The organism is Bradyrhizobium sp. 27S5, assembly GCF_037217225.1.
Lineage (GTDB): Bacteria > Pseudomonadota > Alphaproteobacteria > Rhizobiales > Xanthobacteraceae > Bradyrhizobium > Bradyrhizobium septentrionale.
Genome location: NZ_CP147714.1, coordinates 8,670,140 through 8,687,437, shown reverse-complemented (window position 1 = coordinate 8,687,437; position 17,298 = coordinate 8,670,140). Strand labels below are relative to the sequence as shown.

General features: G+C 63.5%; 16 protein-coding genes and 2 tRNA genes. 9 read left to right on the top strand and 9 right to left on the bottom strand.

Going from position 1 to position 17,298, the window contains the following annotated elements:
- Positions 1-81: 81 nt before the first annotated feature.
- Both WDM24_RS40790 and WDM24_RS40785 read right to left on the bottom strand, forming a co-directional pair.
- Positions 82-158 (bottom strand) — tRNA-Arg (locus tag WDM24_RS40790).
- A 69-nt stretch (positions 159-227) separates the two neighbouring features.
- Positions 228-380 (bottom strand) — tRNA-Arg (locus WDM24_RS40785).
- Positions 381-508: 128 nt separating this feature from the next.
- Here WDM24_RS40785 and WDM24_RS40780 point away from each other — a divergent pair.
- From WDM24_RS40780 to WDM24_RS44575, 3 genes are all read left to right on the top strand, one after another.
- The gene (locus tag WDM24_RS40780) at positions 509-1,588 is read left to right on the top strand and encodes an LLM class flavin-dependent oxidoreductase (RefSeq protein ID WP_338829705.1); all 1,080 of its coding nucleotides are present in this window, start codon (positions 509-511) and stop codon (positions 1,586-1,588) included.
- A gap of 104 nt (positions 1,589-1,692) precedes the next feature.
- Positions 1,693-2,733, top strand: coding sequence for an alpha/beta hydrolase (locus WDM24_RS40775; protein ID WP_338829704.1), 1,041 nt, complete (start codon positions 1,693-1,695; stop codon positions 2,731-2,733).
- Positions 2,734-2,850: 117 nt separating this feature from the next.
- A complete protein-coding gene (locus tag WDM24_RS44575; RefSeq protein ID WP_414645656.1) occupies positions 2,851-3,108 on the top strand; it encodes a GCG_CRPN prefix-to-repeats domain-containing protein in 258 nt (85 codons plus the stop codon).
- A 29-nt stretch (positions 3,109-3,137) separates the two neighbouring features.
- Here WDM24_RS44575 and WDM24_RS40770 read toward each other — a convergent pair whose 3' ends face one another.
- Complete coding sequence (locus WDM24_RS40770) at positions 3,138-3,542, bottom strand: YccF domain-containing protein (protein ID WP_338829703.1); 405 nt, start codon at positions 3,540-3,542, stop codon at positions 3,138-3,140.
- A gap of 223 nt (positions 3,543-3,765) precedes the next feature.
- Between WDM24_RS40770 and WDM24_RS40765 the strand changes: the two genes are divergently transcribed.
- Positions 3,766-4,422 carry a carboxymuconolactone decarboxylase gene (locus WDM24_RS40765; protein ID WP_338829702.1) on the top strand — a complete coding sequence of 219 codons (657 nt, stop codon included), beginning with the start codon at positions 3,766-3,768 and terminating at the stop codon, positions 4,420-4,422.
- A gap of 178 nt (positions 4,423-4,600) precedes the next feature.
- On the opposite strand, the gene WDM24_RS40760 is transcribed toward WDM24_RS40765, so the two are convergent.
- Both WDM24_RS40760 and WDM24_RS40755 read right to left on the bottom strand, forming a co-directional pair.
- A complete protein-coding gene (locus tag WDM24_RS40760; RefSeq protein ID WP_338829701.1) occupies positions 4,601-6,373 on the bottom strand; it encodes a putative bifunctional diguanylate cyclase/phosphodiesterase in 1,773 nt (590 codons plus the stop codon).
- Positions 6,374-6,586: 213 nt separating this feature from the next.
- On the bottom strand, positions 6,587-7,549 hold the full coding sequence (locus WDM24_RS40755) for a sensor histidine kinase (RefSeq protein WP_166301165.1): 963 nt from the start codon (positions 7,547-7,549) through the stop codon (positions 6,587-6,589).
- Positions 7,550-7,727: 178 nt separating this feature from the next.
- Between WDM24_RS40755 and WDM24_RS40750 the strand changes: the two genes are divergently transcribed.
- From WDM24_RS40750 to WDM24_RS40740, 3 genes are all read left to right on the top strand, one after another.
- Positions 7,728-8,570 carry an SDR family NAD(P)-dependent oxidoreductase gene (locus WDM24_RS40750; RefSeq protein WP_166301168.1) on the top strand — a complete coding sequence of 281 codons (843 nt, stop codon included), beginning with the start codon at positions 7,728-7,730 and terminating at the stop codon, positions 8,568-8,570.
- Between the two features lie 188 nt (positions 8,571-8,758).
- Positions 8,759-9,598 (top strand): adenylate/guanylate cyclase domain-containing protein, encoded by an 840-nt coding sequence (locus tag WDM24_RS40745; protein ID WP_338829700.1) that lies wholly within the window; start codon positions 8,759-8,761, stop codon positions 9,596-9,598.
- Complete coding sequence (locus WDM24_RS40740; RefSeq protein WP_338829699.1) at positions 9,595-9,777, top strand: hypothetical protein; 183 nt, start codon at positions 9,595-9,597, stop codon at positions 9,775-9,777. Before WDM24_RS40745 ends, WDM24_RS40740 begins: the two co-directional genes overlap by 4 nt.
- 11 nt (positions 9,778-9,788) lie before the next feature.
- On the opposite strand, the gene WDM24_RS40735 is transcribed toward WDM24_RS40740, so the two are convergent.
- The gene (locus tag WDM24_RS40735; protein WP_338832534.1) at positions 9,789-10,538 is read right to left on the bottom strand and encodes an ion transporter; all 750 of its coding nucleotides are present in this window, start codon (positions 10,536-10,538) and stop codon (positions 9,789-9,791) included.
- 258 nt (positions 10,539-10,796) lie between these two features.
- On the opposite strand from WDM24_RS40735, the gene WDM24_RS40730 reads away from it, so the two are divergent.
- Entirely contained in the window at positions 10,797-11,060 is a 264-nt protein-coding gene (locus WDM24_RS40730) for a GlsB/YeaQ/YmgE family stress response membrane protein (RefSeq protein ID WP_029079475.1), read from the top strand.
- Positions 11,061-11,119: 59 nt separating this feature from the next.
- Here WDM24_RS40730 and WDM24_RS40725 read toward each other — a convergent pair whose 3' ends face one another.
- The 3 genes from WDM24_RS40725 to WDM24_RS40715 form a co-directional block, all read right to left on the bottom strand.
- Entirely contained in the window at positions 11,120-12,025 is a 906-nt protein-coding gene (locus WDM24_RS40725) for a transglutaminase family protein (RefSeq protein ID WP_338829698.1), read from the bottom strand.
- 1,070 nt (positions 12,026-13,095) lie between these two features.
- Positions 13,096-14,337 (bottom strand): LLM class flavin-dependent oxidoreductase, encoded by a 1,242-nt coding sequence (locus WDM24_RS40720; RefSeq protein WP_338829697.1) that lies wholly within the window; start codon positions 14,335-14,337, stop codon positions 13,096-13,098.
- 210 nt (positions 14,338-14,547) lie between these two features.
- Complete coding sequence (locus tag WDM24_RS40715) at positions 14,548-15,519, bottom strand: formylglycine-generating enzyme family protein (RefSeq protein WP_338694484.1); 972 nt, start codon at positions 15,517-15,519, stop codon at positions 14,548-14,550.
- 195 nt (positions 15,520-15,714) lie between these two features.
- On the opposite strand from WDM24_RS40715, the gene WDM24_RS40710 reads away from it, so the two are divergent.
- A complete protein-coding gene (locus tag WDM24_RS40710) occupies positions 15,715-17,121 on the top strand; it encodes an MFS transporter (RefSeq protein ID WP_338829696.1) in 1,407 nt (468 codons plus the stop codon).
- Positions 17,122-17,298 lie beyond the last annotated feature (177 nt).

The window sequence follows — 17,298 nt, the reverse complement described above, 5'->3', positions numbered from 1 at the left end:
CGTGCACCTTATCGGGCGCCGCGTGAACGCGCATTGGGTGGTTGGGCGAATATGGAGTGCATCCGCGATATATCGCGGCGATGGCGCACCCGACACGATTCGAACGTGTGACCTCTACCTTCGGAGGGTAGCGCTCTATCCAGCTGAGCTACGGGTGCTTAATCGCGGAACTACTCGTCGTGCCTACGCGGGTCAACGCTGGAGCTCTCGGCCTGTTGGTTGCAATGTGGTTGCAACGGGCGACCCCCAACCTGATCCTAAACTTACTCTTACTCCTAACCTTTTGAAAACAGACTTCCTTTCAAACCATTGCCGACCGTTCAGTTGCGCCTTCCTTGCCTTCGGAGGGCAACGCTCTATCCAGCTGAGCTACGGGTGCGTGCAGGGGTTCATTTAGCTGATTGCCCCAAGGTCGGCAACGGCGTTGTCCGGCCGATTAAGGGCTGTAAACTGCCGCTGCCAATATGACAGGCTGCCGAAAAAGGCCGTCTTTCGAGGGAGTTTGCCCATGCGTCCGCTGGAATTCGGCTGGTATCTGCCCACGCATGGCGACACCACGGCCTATGGGCTGATGGAGGCGCAGGTCGCGGGGTCGCCGGAACTCTGCGAGCGGGTGGTCAAGGCCGCCGAGGCCGCCGGGTTTGACTACCTCCTGATCCCGGTCGGCTCGGTGTGCTGGGAGGCCTGGATCTCGGGCGCCTTCATGGCGGCGCGCTCGGAGCGGATCAAGCCGCTGATCGCAGCAAGGCCTGGCTACATCAACCCGGTGCTGATGGCCAAGATGATCTCGACCTTCGACCAGATGTCCGGCGGGCGGATCTGCATCAATCTGATCGCCGGCCAGAACGAGAGCGAGGTCGAGGCCGAAGGCGTGCGTCAGCCCAAGGAGGAGCGCTACGCGCTGATGGAGGAGGAGGTTTCGATCCTGAAAGCGCTGTGGACGACGCGCGGCCCGGTGCACTTCCAGGGCAAGTTTCACACGATCTCGGGCGCGCATATCAGGCCGCGTCCGCTGCAGCAGCCGTTTCCAAAATTCTATCTCGGCGGCGGCTCGCGGCAGGCCTGGGAAGTCTCCGCGAAGCATTCCGACGTCCATCTGTTCTGGGGCGATTTGCCCGAGCGTATCGCGGAGAATATCGCCGAGATCCGGCGGATGGCGCGGGCGCATGATCGCGAGGAGGCGATCGGTTTCGGTATGCGGCTGCAGGTGATCTGCCGCGAGAACGAGGCCGATGCCTGGGAGGCGGCCGACCAGCTGGTGCGTCACGCCACCGAGCGGCAGAAGCAGGAGATGAAGACGCTGTACACTCGCTCCGAGGCCAACCAGCGCGTGCAGCAGCTCGCGCGCGACTACGGCGATCTGTTGATGCCGCATCTGTGGACCGGCATCACCAAGGTGCGGCCCGGCGCCGGCATCGCGGTGGTCGGCAATCCCGCGCAATGCGCCGCGACGTTGCAGCAGTTCATCGACGCCGGCTGCCACTCCTTCTGCCTGTCCGGCTATCTGCATGACGAGGAGGCCGAACGGTTCGGCCGCCTGATCCGCCCGATCCTCGCCGCCAACAATCGCGGACGGCTCGCGGCCTGAGGCGCAGTCCCGAAGCTTTCCGAAAATTCATGGGTGAATCGGCGCCTGACGCGCCATGATCAAGCTTCATCGCATCGCCGCTAGCGGCACCACGGAGTTGAACCATGCATCATCGGGCCTGGCTTGCGGCATTGGCGCTGCTTGTCATGACGGCAGCTCACGCGCCGATCGCGTCGGCGACGCAGGCGCAGACCGAGCGCGACCAGAAGCCGGTCAAGGAAATCGCCAGCGGACGCGTTGCCGTCGGCAGCGCGACCTTTCCGCTCTATTTGTCGGCCGACTGGTCCAATCCGCTGCCGGACGTCACCCGCGCGGTCCTCGTGCTGCACGGCGTGCTGCGCAATGCCGACGATTATTTCCGCGCGGCGCTGAGCGCGCAGGCCGCGGCCGGCGATGCCGGCAAGGCGACGCTGATGATCGCACCGCAATTCCTGATCGAGCCAGACGTTGAGGCGTTCAAGCTGCCGGCGGAGACGCTGCGCTGGAGCCTCTATGGCTGGCAGGGCGGCGAGCCTGCGATCGCGCCTGGTCCTGCGAGCTCGTTCGAGGCGCTCGACGCCATTTTGGCCAAGCTCGGCGACCGCAGACTGTTTCCGAACCTGAAAGAGGTTGTCGTGTTCGGGCATTCCGGCGGCGGCCAGGTGGTGCAGCGCTATGCGATCGCGGTGAAGGGCGAGCAGGTGCTGCTGCGCGAAGGCATCGGTGTGCGCTACGTGGTCGCCAATCCGTCCTCCTACGCCTATTTCACCAAGGAGCGGCCGCTTCCCGCGATTGCGGCGAGCTGCCATGGCTACAACAAATGGAAGTTCGGTATGGACGACCGTCCGCCCTATCTCGCCGAGCCTTCGCCGACGGCGCTGGAGCAAGCCTATGTCGCGCGCCGCGTCATCTATCTCTTGGGCACGCTCGACACCAATCCCGATCATCCCGCGCTCGACAAATCCTGCATGGCGGAAGCCGAGGGACCGTATCGCTACGCGCGCGGGCATTCCTATTTCGCCGCGATGCAGGCGCGCGACGGCGGCACGCCGAACCACCGGCTTTGGGATGTGCCCGGCGTCGGCCATGAGGGCGGCAAGATGCTCAACTCGCCCTGCGGCCTCACCGCGGTGTTCGACATCCCCGGCTGCGAGGCGGCGCGCTGAAGCCCCGCACACACCGGAATGTGTGCGTGGGCCCGGTGGCGAGCGCGTTTGATATCGCTTACGCTCATACCGCTATGTGAATGGAGCATCACGACCGACGACGCAATGGAGGACATCATGAGGTTACGTTTGCTCGTGGTTCTGGCGGCCGGTACATTCCTTGGCTTGACGGCGGCCAATGCTGCGGAGGGCTGTGGCGACGGTTGCCACAGGACCTCACGAGGCGCTTGCGTGGTTGACGGCTGGGGCACCAGCGCGCGGGTCAGGAACGAGTGCCCCGCCACCTCGCGCCCAACTCCCCCGTGCGGCGGCCGTGGATTCATCTGGCGGCGCGACTACCAGGCTTGCAGCCAGACGACGCGGGATTGGCTGTAGAGCTTCGGTTCTGAGCGGCTACGGCCGCGTCACGCAGGGACGATCACCTTGCCGATCGGCCACAGCGCGATGCCCGCAAGCTTGAGATGCGCCCAGGCGAACGGGATGCCGATGATGGTCACCGCGAGCAGGATCGCGGTGATGACGTGGCCGATCGCGAGCCACCAGCCGGCCAGGATGAACCAGATCAGATTGCCGATCACCCCTAGCGGCCCGGTTCCGATGTCGGACATGCCGGTGACTTCGTCGCGGCGCACCGCACGCGAGCCGAACGGCAATAGCGTGTAGACCGCGATGTTGAAGGCGGCGCGCGCCCAGGGCAGCCCGACGATGGTGATGGCCATGATCACGGCGGCGACCAGCCAGCCGAATGCCATCCATGCGCCACCGATCAGAATCCAGAGGATGTTCAGGAGGATAGACACAGGCTGCATGACTGACACCTCGGCGCCGCTTCGAATGTCTCCAATATAGGCTGATGTCCGGTGTGGCGGTAGGTGTGGCCCAAGCGCGCAACCGGCGGCGGGGCGCAAGCCGCGAGCAGACCCGTGAGCTGCGCTGCGGCTGAGGCGCTGTAGATAACCCTCGTTTCGTTGCATCTCCCTTGATCGCAATTAAGCTCCCGCGGCCGGCAAGGCGGTGTAAGGGAGAGCAACAATGAGAAAAAGACTTCAGATGAGAATGCTCGGGGCAGGACTTCTGGCGTTGCTGCTGGCATTGAGCACGCAGGCCGCGCCAGCTGAGGAGGCCACCCGCTTCCCGCCGCTCAAGGCCGAGGAGCTGTCGCCGGCGCAAAAGGCCTGGGTCGACATGATCAGCGCGCCGCCGCGCAACGCCAAATTCACTGCGCCGCCCTACCGCGCCTATCTCCGCAATCCCGATCTGGCGCCAAAACTGTCGAACCTGTCGGAGTATCTGCGCTGGAACACCTCGCTGCCGGCGCGGCTCAGCGAAATGGCGATCCTGATCACGGCGCGGCACTGGACCGCGCAATATGAATGGTCCGCTCACTATCCGCTGGCGATGAAGGGTGGGCTCGATCCGAAGATCGCGGATGCGATCGCCAGGGGCATGCGGCCCGAAGCCATGAAGGACGACGAGGCCGCGCTCTACGATCTCGGCATCGCGCTCTATCGCGACAAGAAGGTCAATGATGCCGTCTACAAGGCCGCGCTGGAGAAGTTCGGCGAACGCGGCATTTTGGATATCATCGGCATCATGGGCTACTACGACATGGTCTCGATGACGCTGATCGCGATGCAGGCCGGCTCCGCGAACGACAGCGTTCCGCCGCTGCCGGTGTTGGAGAAGTAGGGCTTTCGCGCTGTCTGCCTTACCTCTCCCGCTTGCGGGGGAGGTCGCATCGCATCGAAGATGCGATGCGGGTGGGGGCTCTCTCCACGGAACGACTCGCGGGTAGACCCCCACCCCGACCCTCCCCCGCAAGCGGGAGAGGGAGTGCAGTCCCCTCGCGGTTGCCCTCTGACTCGCCCTACCGCCGAAAACCGCTGGCGCGCGAATAGCTCTGGCGGTTCTCTTGCGACGGGCGCGCTGACATGCTGGCGCGCGTCTCGCTGGCGACGGGCGTCGCCGGCTTGAGGTCCTCGAGGAAGATCGGCCTGGCGAAGTAATAGCCTTGGGCATAGCGGATCTTGGTCGCCGCCTGCAGATAGGTGAGCTCCTCGTAGGACTCGATGCCCTCGGCGATCACGGTCATGCCGAGCGCATCGCTCAGCGATTCGATCGCGCGCAGGATGCCCTGGCTGCGCGGCCGTTGATGGATGTCGGTGATGAAGGAGCGGTCGATCTTGATCTCGTCGGCGGTGATATCAGCCAGCGCCGACAGCGACGAATAGCCGATGCCGAAATCGTCGATCGAGATGCCGACGCCGATGCCGCGCAGGATCGGCAGGATCTGGTCCTGGAAATGCGACCGGGTCACGAACGCGTCCTCGGTCACCTCGATCATGAAGCGTTTCGGGAAGCCGGTCTCCTCGATCGCGCGTGCGAAGCGGCGCATGAATTCGACGTTGGAGGCCTGCTTGGCGGCGACGTTGATGCTGATCGTCGCGGTGGGGCCGAACGTGTCGTTGATCAGGTCGATCGACTTGACGATCTCCGCCAGCACCAGGAATGTCAGCTCGTCGATCAGTCCGAGCTCAACGGCGAGGTTGATGAAGGTGCCCGGCGCCTGGATCACGCCCTCGTCGTCGCGCAGCCGCACCAGCGCCTCGATGCCCGTGACCTCCAGGCTGCGGATATCGACCTTGGGCTGGAACGCGCAGCAGAAGCGCTTTTCCAGGATCGCCAGCCGCAGCGACTGCTCGATCTTCATCCGCGCCAGCGCCTCGCGCTCCATGCTGTTGTCGAAGAACGCGGTCGCGCCCTTGCCGTTGTTCTTGACGCGGTACATCGCGATGTCGGCATTCTGGCGCAGCGCCTCGTAGCTCCCGCCATGCATCGGGTAGAGGCTGACGCCGATCGAGGTCGAGGCGAAGATCTCGGATTCCTCGATGAAGAACGGCGCCTTCAGCCGCTCCTGCATGACATCGATGAATTCGGCAACCTCGTCATTGCCGCTGATCGGGTTCAACAGCAGCAGGAATTCGTCGCCGGAGATGCGCGACAGGATATCGGTGGCGCGCAGCGCGTGGCCGAGCCGCTTGGACAGTTCGACCAGCAGCGCATCGCCGATCGCGTGGCCGTAATAATCGTTGATGTGCTTGAAGTTGTCGACATCGAGGAAGGCGAGCGCGAAATCGCTCTGCGAGGAGTCGCGGATCAGGCCGTTGACGCGATGCTCGATCACCCGGCGGGTCGGCAGGCCGGTGAGTTCATCGTAATAGGCCGAGCGGAACAGCTGGTCCTCGAAGGCCTTCTGCTCGCTGATGTCGGTCGAGGTCGAGATCAGGAGATTGCGTCCGGCGATCTGGACCGGCCGGTGCGAGGTGAGGAACACGTATTTGGAGGCGCCGCAGGAAAGGACTTCCTCGAGTACCACCGGGCGGCCGCTGCGCAGCAGGTCCAGATTGGCGGCGTGGCGTTCATCAACCGGCGAGGTCTGGTTCGCGCTGGCGGCGAGCTGCAACTGGGTTGCGGCGGCTTCGTTCACCAAGATGAACTGGCCGTGCTCGTCCTGGACGGTCACGCCCGCCGGCAGCAGCTGGAGGAGATCGCGCAGGATGCGCAATTCATTGTTGGAAATGTCGTCCTGGCCTGTCGCTGCCGCGCCCGCCTGAAAATCGTTCCTGGTGAAACTGTGCATGTGCCGACCTTGGCAAAGTCCGTTGTAGTTTTGGTTAAGCGGACTTGCGAAATGCCGTGACAGAATGAGACCGCGGCGGCTTTCGCAAGCCGTCGCGGCAATCGTCATTAATAGAGTATCAATGGCGGCTTCGACCGCCAGCGAAAGCGATTGCGGACCGCGCGGTTGCATCGGCACGAGCAAAAAATGCGCGTGTGCCGGAAAGCCTACTTTTCAACAGTTGGGCAGCTTGCACTGCATCGTGCAGTGAACACCGGTCTTCAGGTAACTGATCTCGGTCTTACCGTCGAACGGCCGCAGTGCCGACTTCAGCAGCTTGGTGCCGAAGCCGGCTTCGCCGATCGCCTCGACCACGGGTCCCTCGGTTTCGTCCCAGATCACGTTGAGACGTCCATCGTCCACCGACCACGATACCTGCAGAAACCCGCGCGGCGAGGAGAAGGCGCCATACTTTCCTGCGTTGGTTGCGAGCTCGTGGAAGATCAGCGCCAGCGAGACCGCGAGCTTGGCGGGCAGGAACAGCTGCTCGCCGTTCAGATTGAACCGCACATGGCCGTAAGGCCCGAGCTCCGAGCGCAGCAAATCCTTGATATCGCAACCATAGCCGTCGACCCGCGCGATCAGATCGTCGGTTGCCGAGAGCGCGCGGATGCGATGGTCGATGCGCTGCCAGACCTCGGGCCGGTCCTGCAGCGCCTGGTGCAGCACGGCGTGAATGGTCGAGGACTTGTTCTTCAGCCGGTGCTGCAATTCGTCGACCACGATCTTGCGGTACTGTTCCTCCTCGATCAGTTGCTTCGAGACCTCGCGCTGCTGCGCGACCAGGGAACGGTAGTGCTCGACGCCCCAGATCGCGATGCCGCACACCACCCAGAAGATCATCAGCAACGCAAAGCGCGCCGGGTCGGCGGTCGCGCCGCTGAAATTGAGGACAACGCCGAGCAGGCCGCTGGCCAGCGCGGTCGCAATCCCGATCCGGAAACCGCCCAGGGCGGTCGCAAAGAACACCGCCGGGAAATAAGGCGTGAAGAACACGTCCGGCCTGATCTGGGCGAGCCCGAAGCGCGCGGCCGTGGCCAAAACGAGACAAAGCACCGCGAAGGTGCCCGCAAGCAGCGTCGACGGCTGGGAATCGCCCCGCCAACCCGCCCTGAATTCGTCGATCCACTTCGCCATCGCTCGTTCCAGTTCACGTGAACAGGCGACCCAAAATAAGGCCGCTGCGACCGAAAAACCGCAGTTGTGGCCTTCTGGCCACAGGCGGACCTCGCAAACCCGCAAGCGGGGCTGTGCTTGCGTTGTCCGAAGTGGCTGGGGAATATCTGCAACATCATACGTCAGTTGGGGGATCGGCATGGGACGGCTGGACGGCAAGGTCGCGGTGATTACCGGGGCGACCAGCGGCATCGGGTTGCGCACGGCGGAAGTCTTTGTCGCGGAAGGCGCGAAGATCGTGATCGCCGGCCGCCGCGCGCCGGAAGGCGAGGCGCTGGCGCGACAGCTCGGCGGCGCCTGCGTGTTTCGTCAGACCGATGTCACGGTCGAGGAACAGATGCAGGCGCTGATCGCGTTGGCGGTCGAGAAATTCGGCCGGATCGACTGCCTGTTCAACAATGCCGGCGGCCCGGCGCAGACTGGCGGCATCGAGGGCCTCGACGTCGAGCGGTTCGATGCCGCGATGGCCACCCTGGTGCGCAGCGTCATGCTCGGCATGAAGCATGTCGCGCCCATCATGCGCAAACAGGGTTCCGGCAGCATCATCAACAATGGCAGCATCGCGGGGCGGCTCGCCGGCTTCTCCTCGTCGATGGTCTATGGCGCGGCGAAGGCCGCGGTCATTCATTTCACCAAATGCGTGGCGATGGAGCTCGGCGAGTCCGGCATCCGCGTCAACTCGATCTCGCCCGGGGCGATCGCCACCGGCATTTTCGGCAAGGCGCTCGGCCTGTCGACCGAAGCCGCCGAGCAGACCGCGGCTGTGATGCGCGAGGTCTACAAGGCAGCGCAGCCGATCCCGCGCGCGGGCCTGCCCGACGACATCGCGCATGCCGCGGTGTTTCTGGCCAGCGACGAATCGAGCTTCATCAACGGCCATGACCTCGTCGTCGACGGCGCCATCACCGGCGGCCGCAACTGGAGCCAGCAGCAGGCAGGCTACGTCACGCTGCGCAAGGCGTTCGATCAGGGGGCGGGATAGTTCGGTAGGTTCCGTCATTGCGAGCGGAGCGAAGCAATCCATGGTGCCGCTAGCTGAGGAATGGATTGCTTCGTCGCGGAGCCTGTCATCCGGCGGCGCTTTGCGCCGACCGGGTGGCTCCTCGCAATGACGCGGGGAGAGCACACGATGGCATACGCAATTGCGATCTCCTGTTGGCCATGTTTCGCATGAACGCGAAGCTTGAAAGCCGGCTGCGCTATCTCGCCGCGATCATTGTCGCGGGCGCGGTGGCGAGCATCGGAATCAATCTCGTGCAAGGCCGTCACACAATTGGGCCGCTGATGGCGGGCTTCGCTTATGCCCTCGTCACCTGCGTGGCGATCGGAGGGGTCGAACTGTTCATCCTTCGGGGCCCGATGATGGAGCGACTCAATCGCCTGTCCTTCATTGGACTTCTTGCTGTACGCAGCGCGATCTACGCCGGGATCATCATCGTCATTCAATTGCTCCAGGTCGGTGAGCGGGTTGCCGGGTTTCCGCTGCAAACCTCGATCGCGGATTTTGGAGTCAGCATCGCCTATTCCGCCGCAGTCTCGGTGCTCCTGAACCTCGGCTTCAGCATCGCCAATCTGATCGGTCCGCGCGTCTTCATGAATTTCGTCTCCGGCCGCTACCACTCCCCGGTCGAGGAGAACCGCTTCGTGCTGTTCGTCGATATCGCAGGCTCGACCGGGCTTGCCGAGCGGCTCGGCGGCATCGGCATTCATCGTTTTCTCGATCGCACCTTTCGCCTGCTCACGGGATCGGTCGTCGATTATCGCGGCGAGGTGCTGAACTATGTCGGCGACGAGATCATCGTGACCTGGCCGGAACGCCTTGGCGCGGTCGATTGCCGGCCGCTGCGCTGTTTTGTGGCGATGCGCGCCGCGCTGCAAAGGGCGGCGTCACAATTCGAGCGCGAGTTCGGCGCAGCGCCGCAGATCCGCGGCAGCCTGCATTTCGGACCCGTGATCGTGGCGAGATCGGCGACGTCAAGCCGGCCATCGTGTTCAACGGCGACGTCATGAACACCGCGGCGCGGCTGGAGGAGTTGAGCCGCAAGGTCGATGGCGGCTTTCTCGCCTCGCGCACGGCGATGGCGCGCTTCGCCGCCGCGCCGCCGTTTCCCGTGCACGATCTCGGCCGGCTCCCGATCCGCGGCCGCGTCGACGGCATCGACGTCGTCGGGATCGGCGCGGCGGCATAGCCTTTCGCCTCCTAAACGGCGCCCTCGTCGGGAATATTCAGCACGGTGCCGCACGCCTTGCAGTGGACGGCATCGATGTCGTGACGAAGAAGGCCGCAGGAAGGGCATCTGAACCGCACCTTGCTTGGGCTGAACAATACCTTTGCCAGATTCAGGAAGAGCGTGACGCCGAAGATCATGATCACGACCGTAATCATGCGACCCGGCGTTCCCGGTAAAGTGATATCGCCAAAGCCCGTGGTCGTGAGCGCGGTAATCGTGAAATAAAGTGCGTCTGCGTAGTTCTTGATGCCGGGGTTCACGCCTCGTTGCGTTTCGTAAACCACGCCCGTCATAATGAAAACGAAGACGGACAAATTGATGATTGCGATCAAAAGTTCTTCGTTGCGACGAAAGAAGACGCTGTCCTCACGGAGGAATTGTACCACGCGGTACGTTCGCAACAGCCGAAACGTGCGGAGTACGCGCAAGAAGCCGGCGGCTTCGCTCGCTGTTGCCGCCAGCAAGGATACAATCGCAGCGACGTCGGTCCAGGTCGTGATGCTGAGCAGTTCGCGGCTCACCCGACGACTTCCTGCCATGCGCAAAATCAACTCGATGAGAAAGGCGACACCAAAAGTAACATCGAGGCCCCGCACCAATTCGCTGCGCGGCAGGAACGATGTGCCGATGATGAACAGAAGTGAGACCAAATCAAAGACCAGGAGCGCATAGAGAAAGAGACGCGAATTGGCGCTGCGTCCACAATACAAATGGCGCATTGCAGTCCGAAATCGAGAAAGCGGCGTTCGAGGAGAGCCCTCAGCCTGCGCTCCCAGTGCTGACACGCTTGTCGCCTCCACAGGCTATGACGATCCGGCGTTTGCAGTGATGTTCGTGGTCGAACCTGCCGGCCGCCCGGCACCTTGCCCAACTTTCCTGTGGCCACTCCAAATGACCAAGCTTGATGTAGATCAACGCGGGAAAAACTGGCGCCGGTCAATTCCGACAGTCTGTTGCTGAAGCTGCGGGGTAAATCCATGAGCGTTATCTGGACGATTATTATTGGTTTTATTGTCGGAGTGATCGCCAAGTTCATCATGCCTGGCGACAAGTCGGAGCCCAAGGGCTTCATCCTCACGGCCGTTCTGGGAATTGTCGGCGCGTTCGTCGCGACCTACCTTGGCCAGGCCGTTGGATGGTACGGGCCCGGGGAGAGCACAGGCTTCATCGGTGCTGTTGTCGGTGCAATCATTCTGCTGGTTCTTTACGGCCTCGTGACGGGCCGCCAAGGGCGCGCTTGATTGACTGGCCATCGGTGGTCGTCGATACGGGCCGGCGATCAATGCCTCGCGGCTGGCCGCTACCCCTCGGAAGGATCGCGGAACTCGCCGACTTTGCGGACTGCGACGTCGATCGACATCCCCAGATAGTCCTTCGCATCGCCAAACCACGAACCAGCCAGCGGGATCGCCTGGCCTGGATGGCGGGCGATCGCCACCGGGATCAGATCAAATCCGGCACTGATGCTGTTGGTCGGATCGTAATCCAGCCAACCGGCACCGGGAAGAAACACCTGCAGCCAAGCATGCGTTGCGCCGGAGCCGGTCATGCCAACGGCGCCGCCATCCAAGGCTGCATCATAGAGGTAGCCGCTGACGAAGCGCGCCGCGAACCCGAGCCGGCGCAAGGTCTCGATCATCAGCCAGGCAAAGTCCCGGCAGGTGCCAGACCTTTTGTGGAGAGTATCGGAAGGCGATTGCGTCCCTTCAGTATCCCTCGCGCAATAGCTGAAGGAGTCGCGAAACGAGCTGAGCATGCGCTGCAAAACATCGATGGTTTGATCCTGATCACCTGCAACGAAATTCTTGGTCCATGCCGCCACGCTGCCGTCGGGATCCTCGGCATGAGGACGCAGATAGCCAGCGAGGTCAGTCCACTCATCCGGGGTGTATTGTACGGGCACCTCATCGGCCCGAGACTCGAGTGGAAACGCCTCGACTCCCTTTACGCCGAGATAGACTCCCCGAACCTGGAACGCAATTTTGAGTTCGCGGGCCGGCTCACTGAAATCCATCACCGTTATGGCGTTGGTCCGGGAGTCGGTAACCCAGCGGATCGTTGAGGGCACGCTGGTCTCTACCGACCAGCTCAGCAACCGCGCGGAGGCGCCGCGTCGCGGTAGGAACATAGCTCGATGGGTACCGAAGGTGACAGGCGTAGCGTATCGGTAGGTGGTGGTATGGCTTATTTCGCCAAGCATCGCCATACGAGCCTTCTTCCGGTTGGGCCGTCGCGCCGAGGAAGAACAAAGATCGGGTTATCGCGTGGCCGAAACAGTGGAATGCGCCGCTAACCGAACTTGATGCAGAAGAACGGAAGTCGATATTGATCTAGGTCAACACGCCGCGTTGCGTGGAAGTGAGTGCGTGGGCGGTACCCCCGGTTTCGTCCAATTGTTCGGTCAACTGCCGCCCCGGGGTCACAAGACAAAATAGGCTAGCGTCGCCAGGGTATCCGGCTGCGACAAATTAACCCGACGGGCAAATTTCCGCTTCGCGTTTCACCCAACTCAGATGTTCAATATGCCCGTCTCACCCGATCGAGGGGCGCTTCGCGATCGTCACGAACGCGGTGTGGGATGCGGTGGACGCCGAGCGTATGACTGACGAGCGTGCGCAACGCGGACGGTGAAGTCGTGTGGTCCTGACGCCCTAGCGGCAGGTGTCTCGTCGCAACACGCGAAGGCGTGATGCGGGGGCGGTGACAAGCAAGCCCAGTCTCGCCGGGGAGAGTACGAAGTAAGCCGTAACCCATCGCGCAGGGAAAGCCGGATTGCTCCGGTTACACCTGTGGTCCTACCCCCGAGCTTTCTACCCTTTGCTCGGGGCCCATGGGTGCGATCGGCACCCGGCTTTCCCTGCGCCCTCTGCTTGAGGAGAGGGCGGAACGAGATGCAAAGCTCGGACGATTCATGTCGCGAGAACGCGATGTTGTGTCCCCCACCCACACTATCATCGCCCGGCTCGACCGGGCGATCCAGTACGCCGCGGCCCCTCGGCTCACGCACTAACGTCTCTGGAATACTGGATCGCCCGGTCAAGCCGGGCGATGACACCGAACAAGCTGTTTGACAGGTCGAAATCGAGAACCATCCTCATCGTCGTCCTGGCGAAAGCCAGGACCCATTACCCCAGCCGCTCGCTATTGCGCGACGCTGGGGCCGCGACCCCTTTCACAACTATCGCCTGTGGTTATGGGTCCCGGCTTTCGCCAGGACGACGCGGTGAGGGCGGGACGCCCAATCCTTCCCGCGTCGCGCAGAGCCAACCCGTGCGTTCACGCCTTCTGCTTCGCCGCGGCCTTCGCGAGATCGGGCGCATTGACGGCCGGAATCGCGACGCGGCCGGTGCCGGTATGCTGAAGGGCGGCGGCGGCCTTGTCGTTCTGCATGATCTTGGCCATCACTGCCTGGCCGGCGCGCTCGAACACGGCGCGGTTGTCGATCAGGAATTGGCGCGACTTGCGCAAGCCGTCGATATAGCCGTTGATCTCCGGCACGACATAGCGTGCGACCATGTCCCAGCTGCGGCGGGTGTTTTCCGGATTGGCCCAGTCGTGGGCGAAGCCGACGATGGTGCCGACGCCGCCGGAGACATCGACCAGATTCTTGATCATCTTCACGAGATCATCCGGCGTGCCGATGGCGGACGCGGCACCCTCGACGAAGGCGGTCTTGTCGACCGCCTCATCCGGCGAGGCGAACGCGGTCAGGCCCGGCCGCATCAAGGTGCCGACATTATATTCGTTGTGCCAGCGCATCAGGCCGGCGCCGGCCTCGCGCCGCGCCTGCTCGCGGGTCTCGGCGATGTGCCACGACAGCAGCACGCGCCAGTTGGCGCGGCTCACCGTGGTGCCGGCCTTCGCGGCGGCGTCCTCGGCGAACTGCCATTGCTGTGGCAGCGCCATCAGACCCTGGGTCGACATCGAGCCCAGCGAGATGATGCCGATGCCGTACTTGCCGGCGAGCGTCATGCCCGACGGCGAGATCTGCGAGGCGACCACGAACGGCATGTCCTCCTGCAGCGGCAGGATCTGCAGCGCGGCGTCATGCATCTCGAACCAGTCGGTCTTGGCGGTGACGCGCTCGCCGTTGAACAGGCGGCGGATCACCGCGATCGCCTCGTCCTGGCGGTCGCGCTGGGTCATCGGGTCGATGCCGAGCGTATGCGCGTCGGAGGCCAGCGCGCCCGGGCCGGAGCCGAAGATGGCGCGGCCGCCGGTCATGTGGTCGAGCTGCACCATGCGCTGCGCGACGTTGAAGGGATGATGGTAGGGCAGCGAGATCACGCCGGTGCCGAGCTTGATGCGCTTGGTGCGTTCGCCGGCGGCGGCCAAAAACATTTCCGGCGAGGCGATCGTCTCCCAGCCCGAGGAATGGTGCTCGCCGCACCAGAATTCGTCGTAACCGAGCGCGTCGAGCTGTTCGACGAAATCGAGGTCGCGGCGGAATTGCAGCATCGGATGCTCGCCGATCGGGTGATGCGGGGCGAGGAAGGCTCCGAATTTGAGGCGCGCCATAGGTCGTTCTCTCCGGACTATTGTTATCGGGGGCTTTCCGCCAACCTACGGGGTGGCCCCGGGCAAGGCAATGCTCCGGGGCTGCGGCGCCTGCATGGTTGTTGCGCAAATCGGCGGCGATTGCCGCCATCCGGAATGTTTCCCAGCGCATCAACGCAAATTGGCGTCGGCTACGCAACGCGGCCGGCGGCAATGGAACAGGCTGCGGGTCTAGGGCACGTTCAGCGTCCGTACGACGCGGAAGCTGTAGCCGTAGCCGTCGACGAGGCCGTCCTCGCGATAGCCGGAGCGCACCATGTTGGCGGACCAGTCCCATCTCCCGCCGCGCGCCATGCGTCTGTTGCAATCGCCTTCGAGCCAGGGCGCGCCGTCGGTCGGCGTGTCCTCATTGTAGCGCTTGTTGAAGCAGTCCTCAGTCCATTCGAACACGTTGCCGTGCACCTGGTAGAGCCCGAACGGATTGGGCGGATAGGAATCGACCACCGCAGGTCCCTTGCTGTCAGGCCCATGCGGGCCGCCACCGTAAGGTGTCGACGCCTGATAATTGGCGTTCTGCGCCGTGATCGTGTTGCCGAACCAGAACGGCGTCGTGGTGCCGGCGCGGGTGAAATATTCGCGCTCGGATTCGCTCGGCAGCCGGTAGCTGCGGCCGACCTTCTTCGACAGCCAGGCCAGATAGAGCTTGGCCGCATTGAAACTGATGCCCTGCGCGGGCAGCCGGCCGCGGCCGAACTTGTCGTCACCCTTGATGCCGCCGCAGCCGCCATCGGCGAGGCAGGCGTCCCAATCGTCGAAGCTGATGGCGAAGCGGCCGACTGCGAACGGCTTTGCGAAGGTCACGCGATGGATCGGGTCCTCGCCCTTGAAGCGATCGGGCTCATTGGCCGGCGTCCCCATCATGAACGAGCCCGCAGGCACCACCACCATTTCGGGACAGCTGGTGCATTCCTTGAAGCTGTCCATTGGCCGCAGCTGCGCCTCGATCTCCGGCGTCAGCGGCTGAATCGGTTTGTCCGGAAAGTATTGGCGCGGCGGTGGTGCGGGCGGCGTCTGGTTGGACACTTTGGCCGGTGTGGCGCGTTCGCGCGCCTTCGACGGCTTGGCGAGAGCGATCGAACACGACGAGACGAGAATGAGCGAGACCGCGGCCGACGGGGCCAGCAGCCGAAAGCAGACAGACATGTCAAATCCTCTGCGCCAAGGTTCTGCACCAAGGCTCTGCAACGAGAGCGATGCCGCTTGGTCGCATCCAGATGCGATCGCGTTCACGGCCAGATCGACCGCTCGTGAACGGTTGCTTACCTCGGAGGTAATCGAAGGGATGACCAAAATTTGCTGATGTTGGCCGCAACCTCATTTCGGGCAGGACTGCACCACATGCACCAGATCGTCGAGACGCGCGCGGAGACATCCCGCCGCTGGTGGGTGCTTGCGATCGTGGTGTCAGCGCAATTCCTGTTCGGCGTCGATGCCTTCATCGTCAACGTCGCGATCCCGACGATTGCGGCCGAGCTGCATGCAACGCCGGCGCAGATCGAGGCGGTGATCGCGATCTATTTGATCGCCTACGCCACGCTGGTGGTCACCGGCGGCCGGCTCGGCGACATCTACGGCGCGAGGGACGTGTTCATCGCCGGCGTCGCGGGCTTCTCGGTGACCTCGCTGTGGTGCGGCCTCGCGCAATCCGGGCCGGAGCTGATCCTTGCCCGGCTCGCGCAGGGCGCCACCGCAGCGCTGATGGTGCCGCAGGTGCTGGCGACGCTGCATCTGTTGTTCTCCGACGCCGCCCGCGCGCGGGCCTTCGGCATCTACGGCATCGTGCTGGGGCTTGCCGGCGTGACCGGATTCGCGCTCGGCGGCGCGCTGGTGACGCTCGATCTCGCGGGCCTCGGCTGGCGCGCGGTGTTCTTCGTCAATGTGCCGTTCGGCGCCGTCATCATCGCGGCCGCGCTGAAGATCATGCCGATCGCGCCGCGCCGCGCCGGCACCCGGCTGGATATTCCCGGCGCGGTCGTGCTGTTTGTGGGCCTGCTATGCCTGATCGGCCCGCTGTTGTTCGGTCACGATCTGAACTGGACGGCGTGGCTGTGGCTGGTGATCGCGGCGGGCGTCGCTGTGATCGCGGCCTTCGTGCGGCTCGAGCGTAGCATCGCGCGCCGTGGCGGCATGCCTCTGATCGATCTGTCGCTGCTGTCGGATGGTGCTTTCATGCGCGGCCTGGTCGCGGTGTTTTTCTTCTTCTTCGCAAATCTCTCCTTCTATCTGGTCATGACCATGTTCATGCAGAAGGGCTTGAAGATTCCGCCGTTGCAGGCGGGGTTGGTGTTCGTGCCGCTGGCGCTGACCTTCGTCGTTGCCTCGCGTCACAGCGGGGCGCGCGCCAAGCATCGCGGCACGCTGGTGCTGATCGAGGGCTGCGCCGTGCAGATCGTGGGACTTGCCGTGCTCGTCGCGACGGTTCAGGTGCTCGCCGCACCACCGTCTCTGCTGCTCGCGCTGGTGCTGATGATCTTCGGCTACGGTCAGGGGCTGGTGATGGCGCCGCTGTCGAGTGCGGTGCTGTCGAGCGTGAAGCCCGCAAGCGCCGGTGCCGGCTCCGGCATGTACGGCACGACGACGCAGATCGGCAACGCGGCCGGCGTCGCCGCGATCGGTGCGGTCTTCTTCGCCGTCGAGAGCGCGACATCAGCACGTCTGGCGCTGTTTGCGGCGTGCGCATTGTTTGTGCTGTCGATCATTATTTCAGCCGCATTTCTGTCATGGATGCGCCGCGCGACAGCATGAATCCGCGAAGGTTTGGCGCGTTCTTTCAAAAAGTTCATGCTCAAACAAGGTGCTAGGGCAACTATTCATCGCGCTTCACCATCTGATCACGCGTTAACGCCAATTCTCACATTTCCGCAGGGAAAGACAGCACACGGCCTTTTCGTTTCGCACTGCAGCAATTATCTGGTCGGGTGA

Coding starts and splice junctions, on each gene's coding strand:
- WDM24_RS40745 (WP_338829700.1), top strand. CDS start 8,759: ATGAACGCGAAGCTTGAAAGCCGGCTGCGCTATCTCGCCGCGATCATT.
- WDM24_RS40765 (WP_338829702.1), top strand. CDS start 3,766: ATGAGAAAAAGACTTCAGATGAGAATGCTCGGGGCAGGACTTCTGGCG.
- WDM24_RS40720 (WP_338829697.1), bottom strand. CDS start 14,337: ATGGCGCGCCTCAAATTCGGAGCCTTCCTCGCCCCGCATCACCCGATC.
- WDM24_RS40730 (WP_029079475.1), top strand. CDS start 10,797: ATGAGCGTTATCTGGACGATTATTATTGGTTTTATTGTCGGAGTGATC.
- WDM24_RS40770 (WP_338829703.1), bottom strand. CDS start 3,542: ATGCAGCCTGTGTCTATCCTCCTGAACATCCTCTGGATTCTGATCGGT.
- WDM24_RS40715 (WP_338694484.1), bottom strand. CDS start 15,519: ATGTCTGTCTGCTTTCGGCTGCTGGCCCCGTCGGCCGCGGTCTCGCTC.
- WDM24_RS40710 (WP_338829696.1), top strand. CDS start 15,715: ATGCACCAGATCGTCGAGACGCGCGCGGAGACATCCCGCCGCTGGTGG.
- WDM24_RS40755 (WP_166301165.1), bottom strand. CDS start 7,549: ATGGCGAAGTGGATCGACGAATTCAGGGCGGGTTGGCGGGGCGATTCC.
- WDM24_RS40750 (WP_166301168.1), top strand. CDS start 7,728: ATGGGACGGCTGGACGGCAAGGTCGCGGTGATTACCGGGGCGACCAGC.
- WDM24_RS40735 (WP_338832534.1), bottom strand. CDS start 10,538: ATGCGCCATTTGTATTGTGGACGCAGCGCCAATTCGCGTCTCTTTCTC.
- WDM24_RS44575 (WP_414645656.1), top strand. CDS start 2,851: ATGAGGTTACGTTTGCTCGTGGTTCTGGCGGCCGGTACATTCCTTGGC.
- WDM24_RS40780 (WP_338829705.1), top strand. CDS start 509: ATGCGTCCGCTGGAATTCGGCTGGTATCTGCCCACGCATGGCGACACC.
- WDM24_RS40760 (WP_338829701.1), bottom strand. CDS start 6,373: ATGCACAGTTTCACCAGGAACGATTTTCAGGCGGGCGCGGCAGCGACA.
- WDM24_RS40725 (WP_338829698.1), bottom strand. CDS start 12,025: ATGGCGATGCTTGGCGAAATAAGCCATACCACCACCTACCGATACGCT.
- WDM24_RS40775 (WP_338829704.1), top strand. CDS start 1,693: ATGCATCATCGGGCCTGGCTTGCGGCATTGGCGCTGCTTGTCATGACG.
- WDM24_RS40740 (WP_338829699.1), top strand. CDS start 9,595: ATGAACACCGCGGCGCGGCTGGAGGAGTTGAGCCGCAAGGTCGATGGC.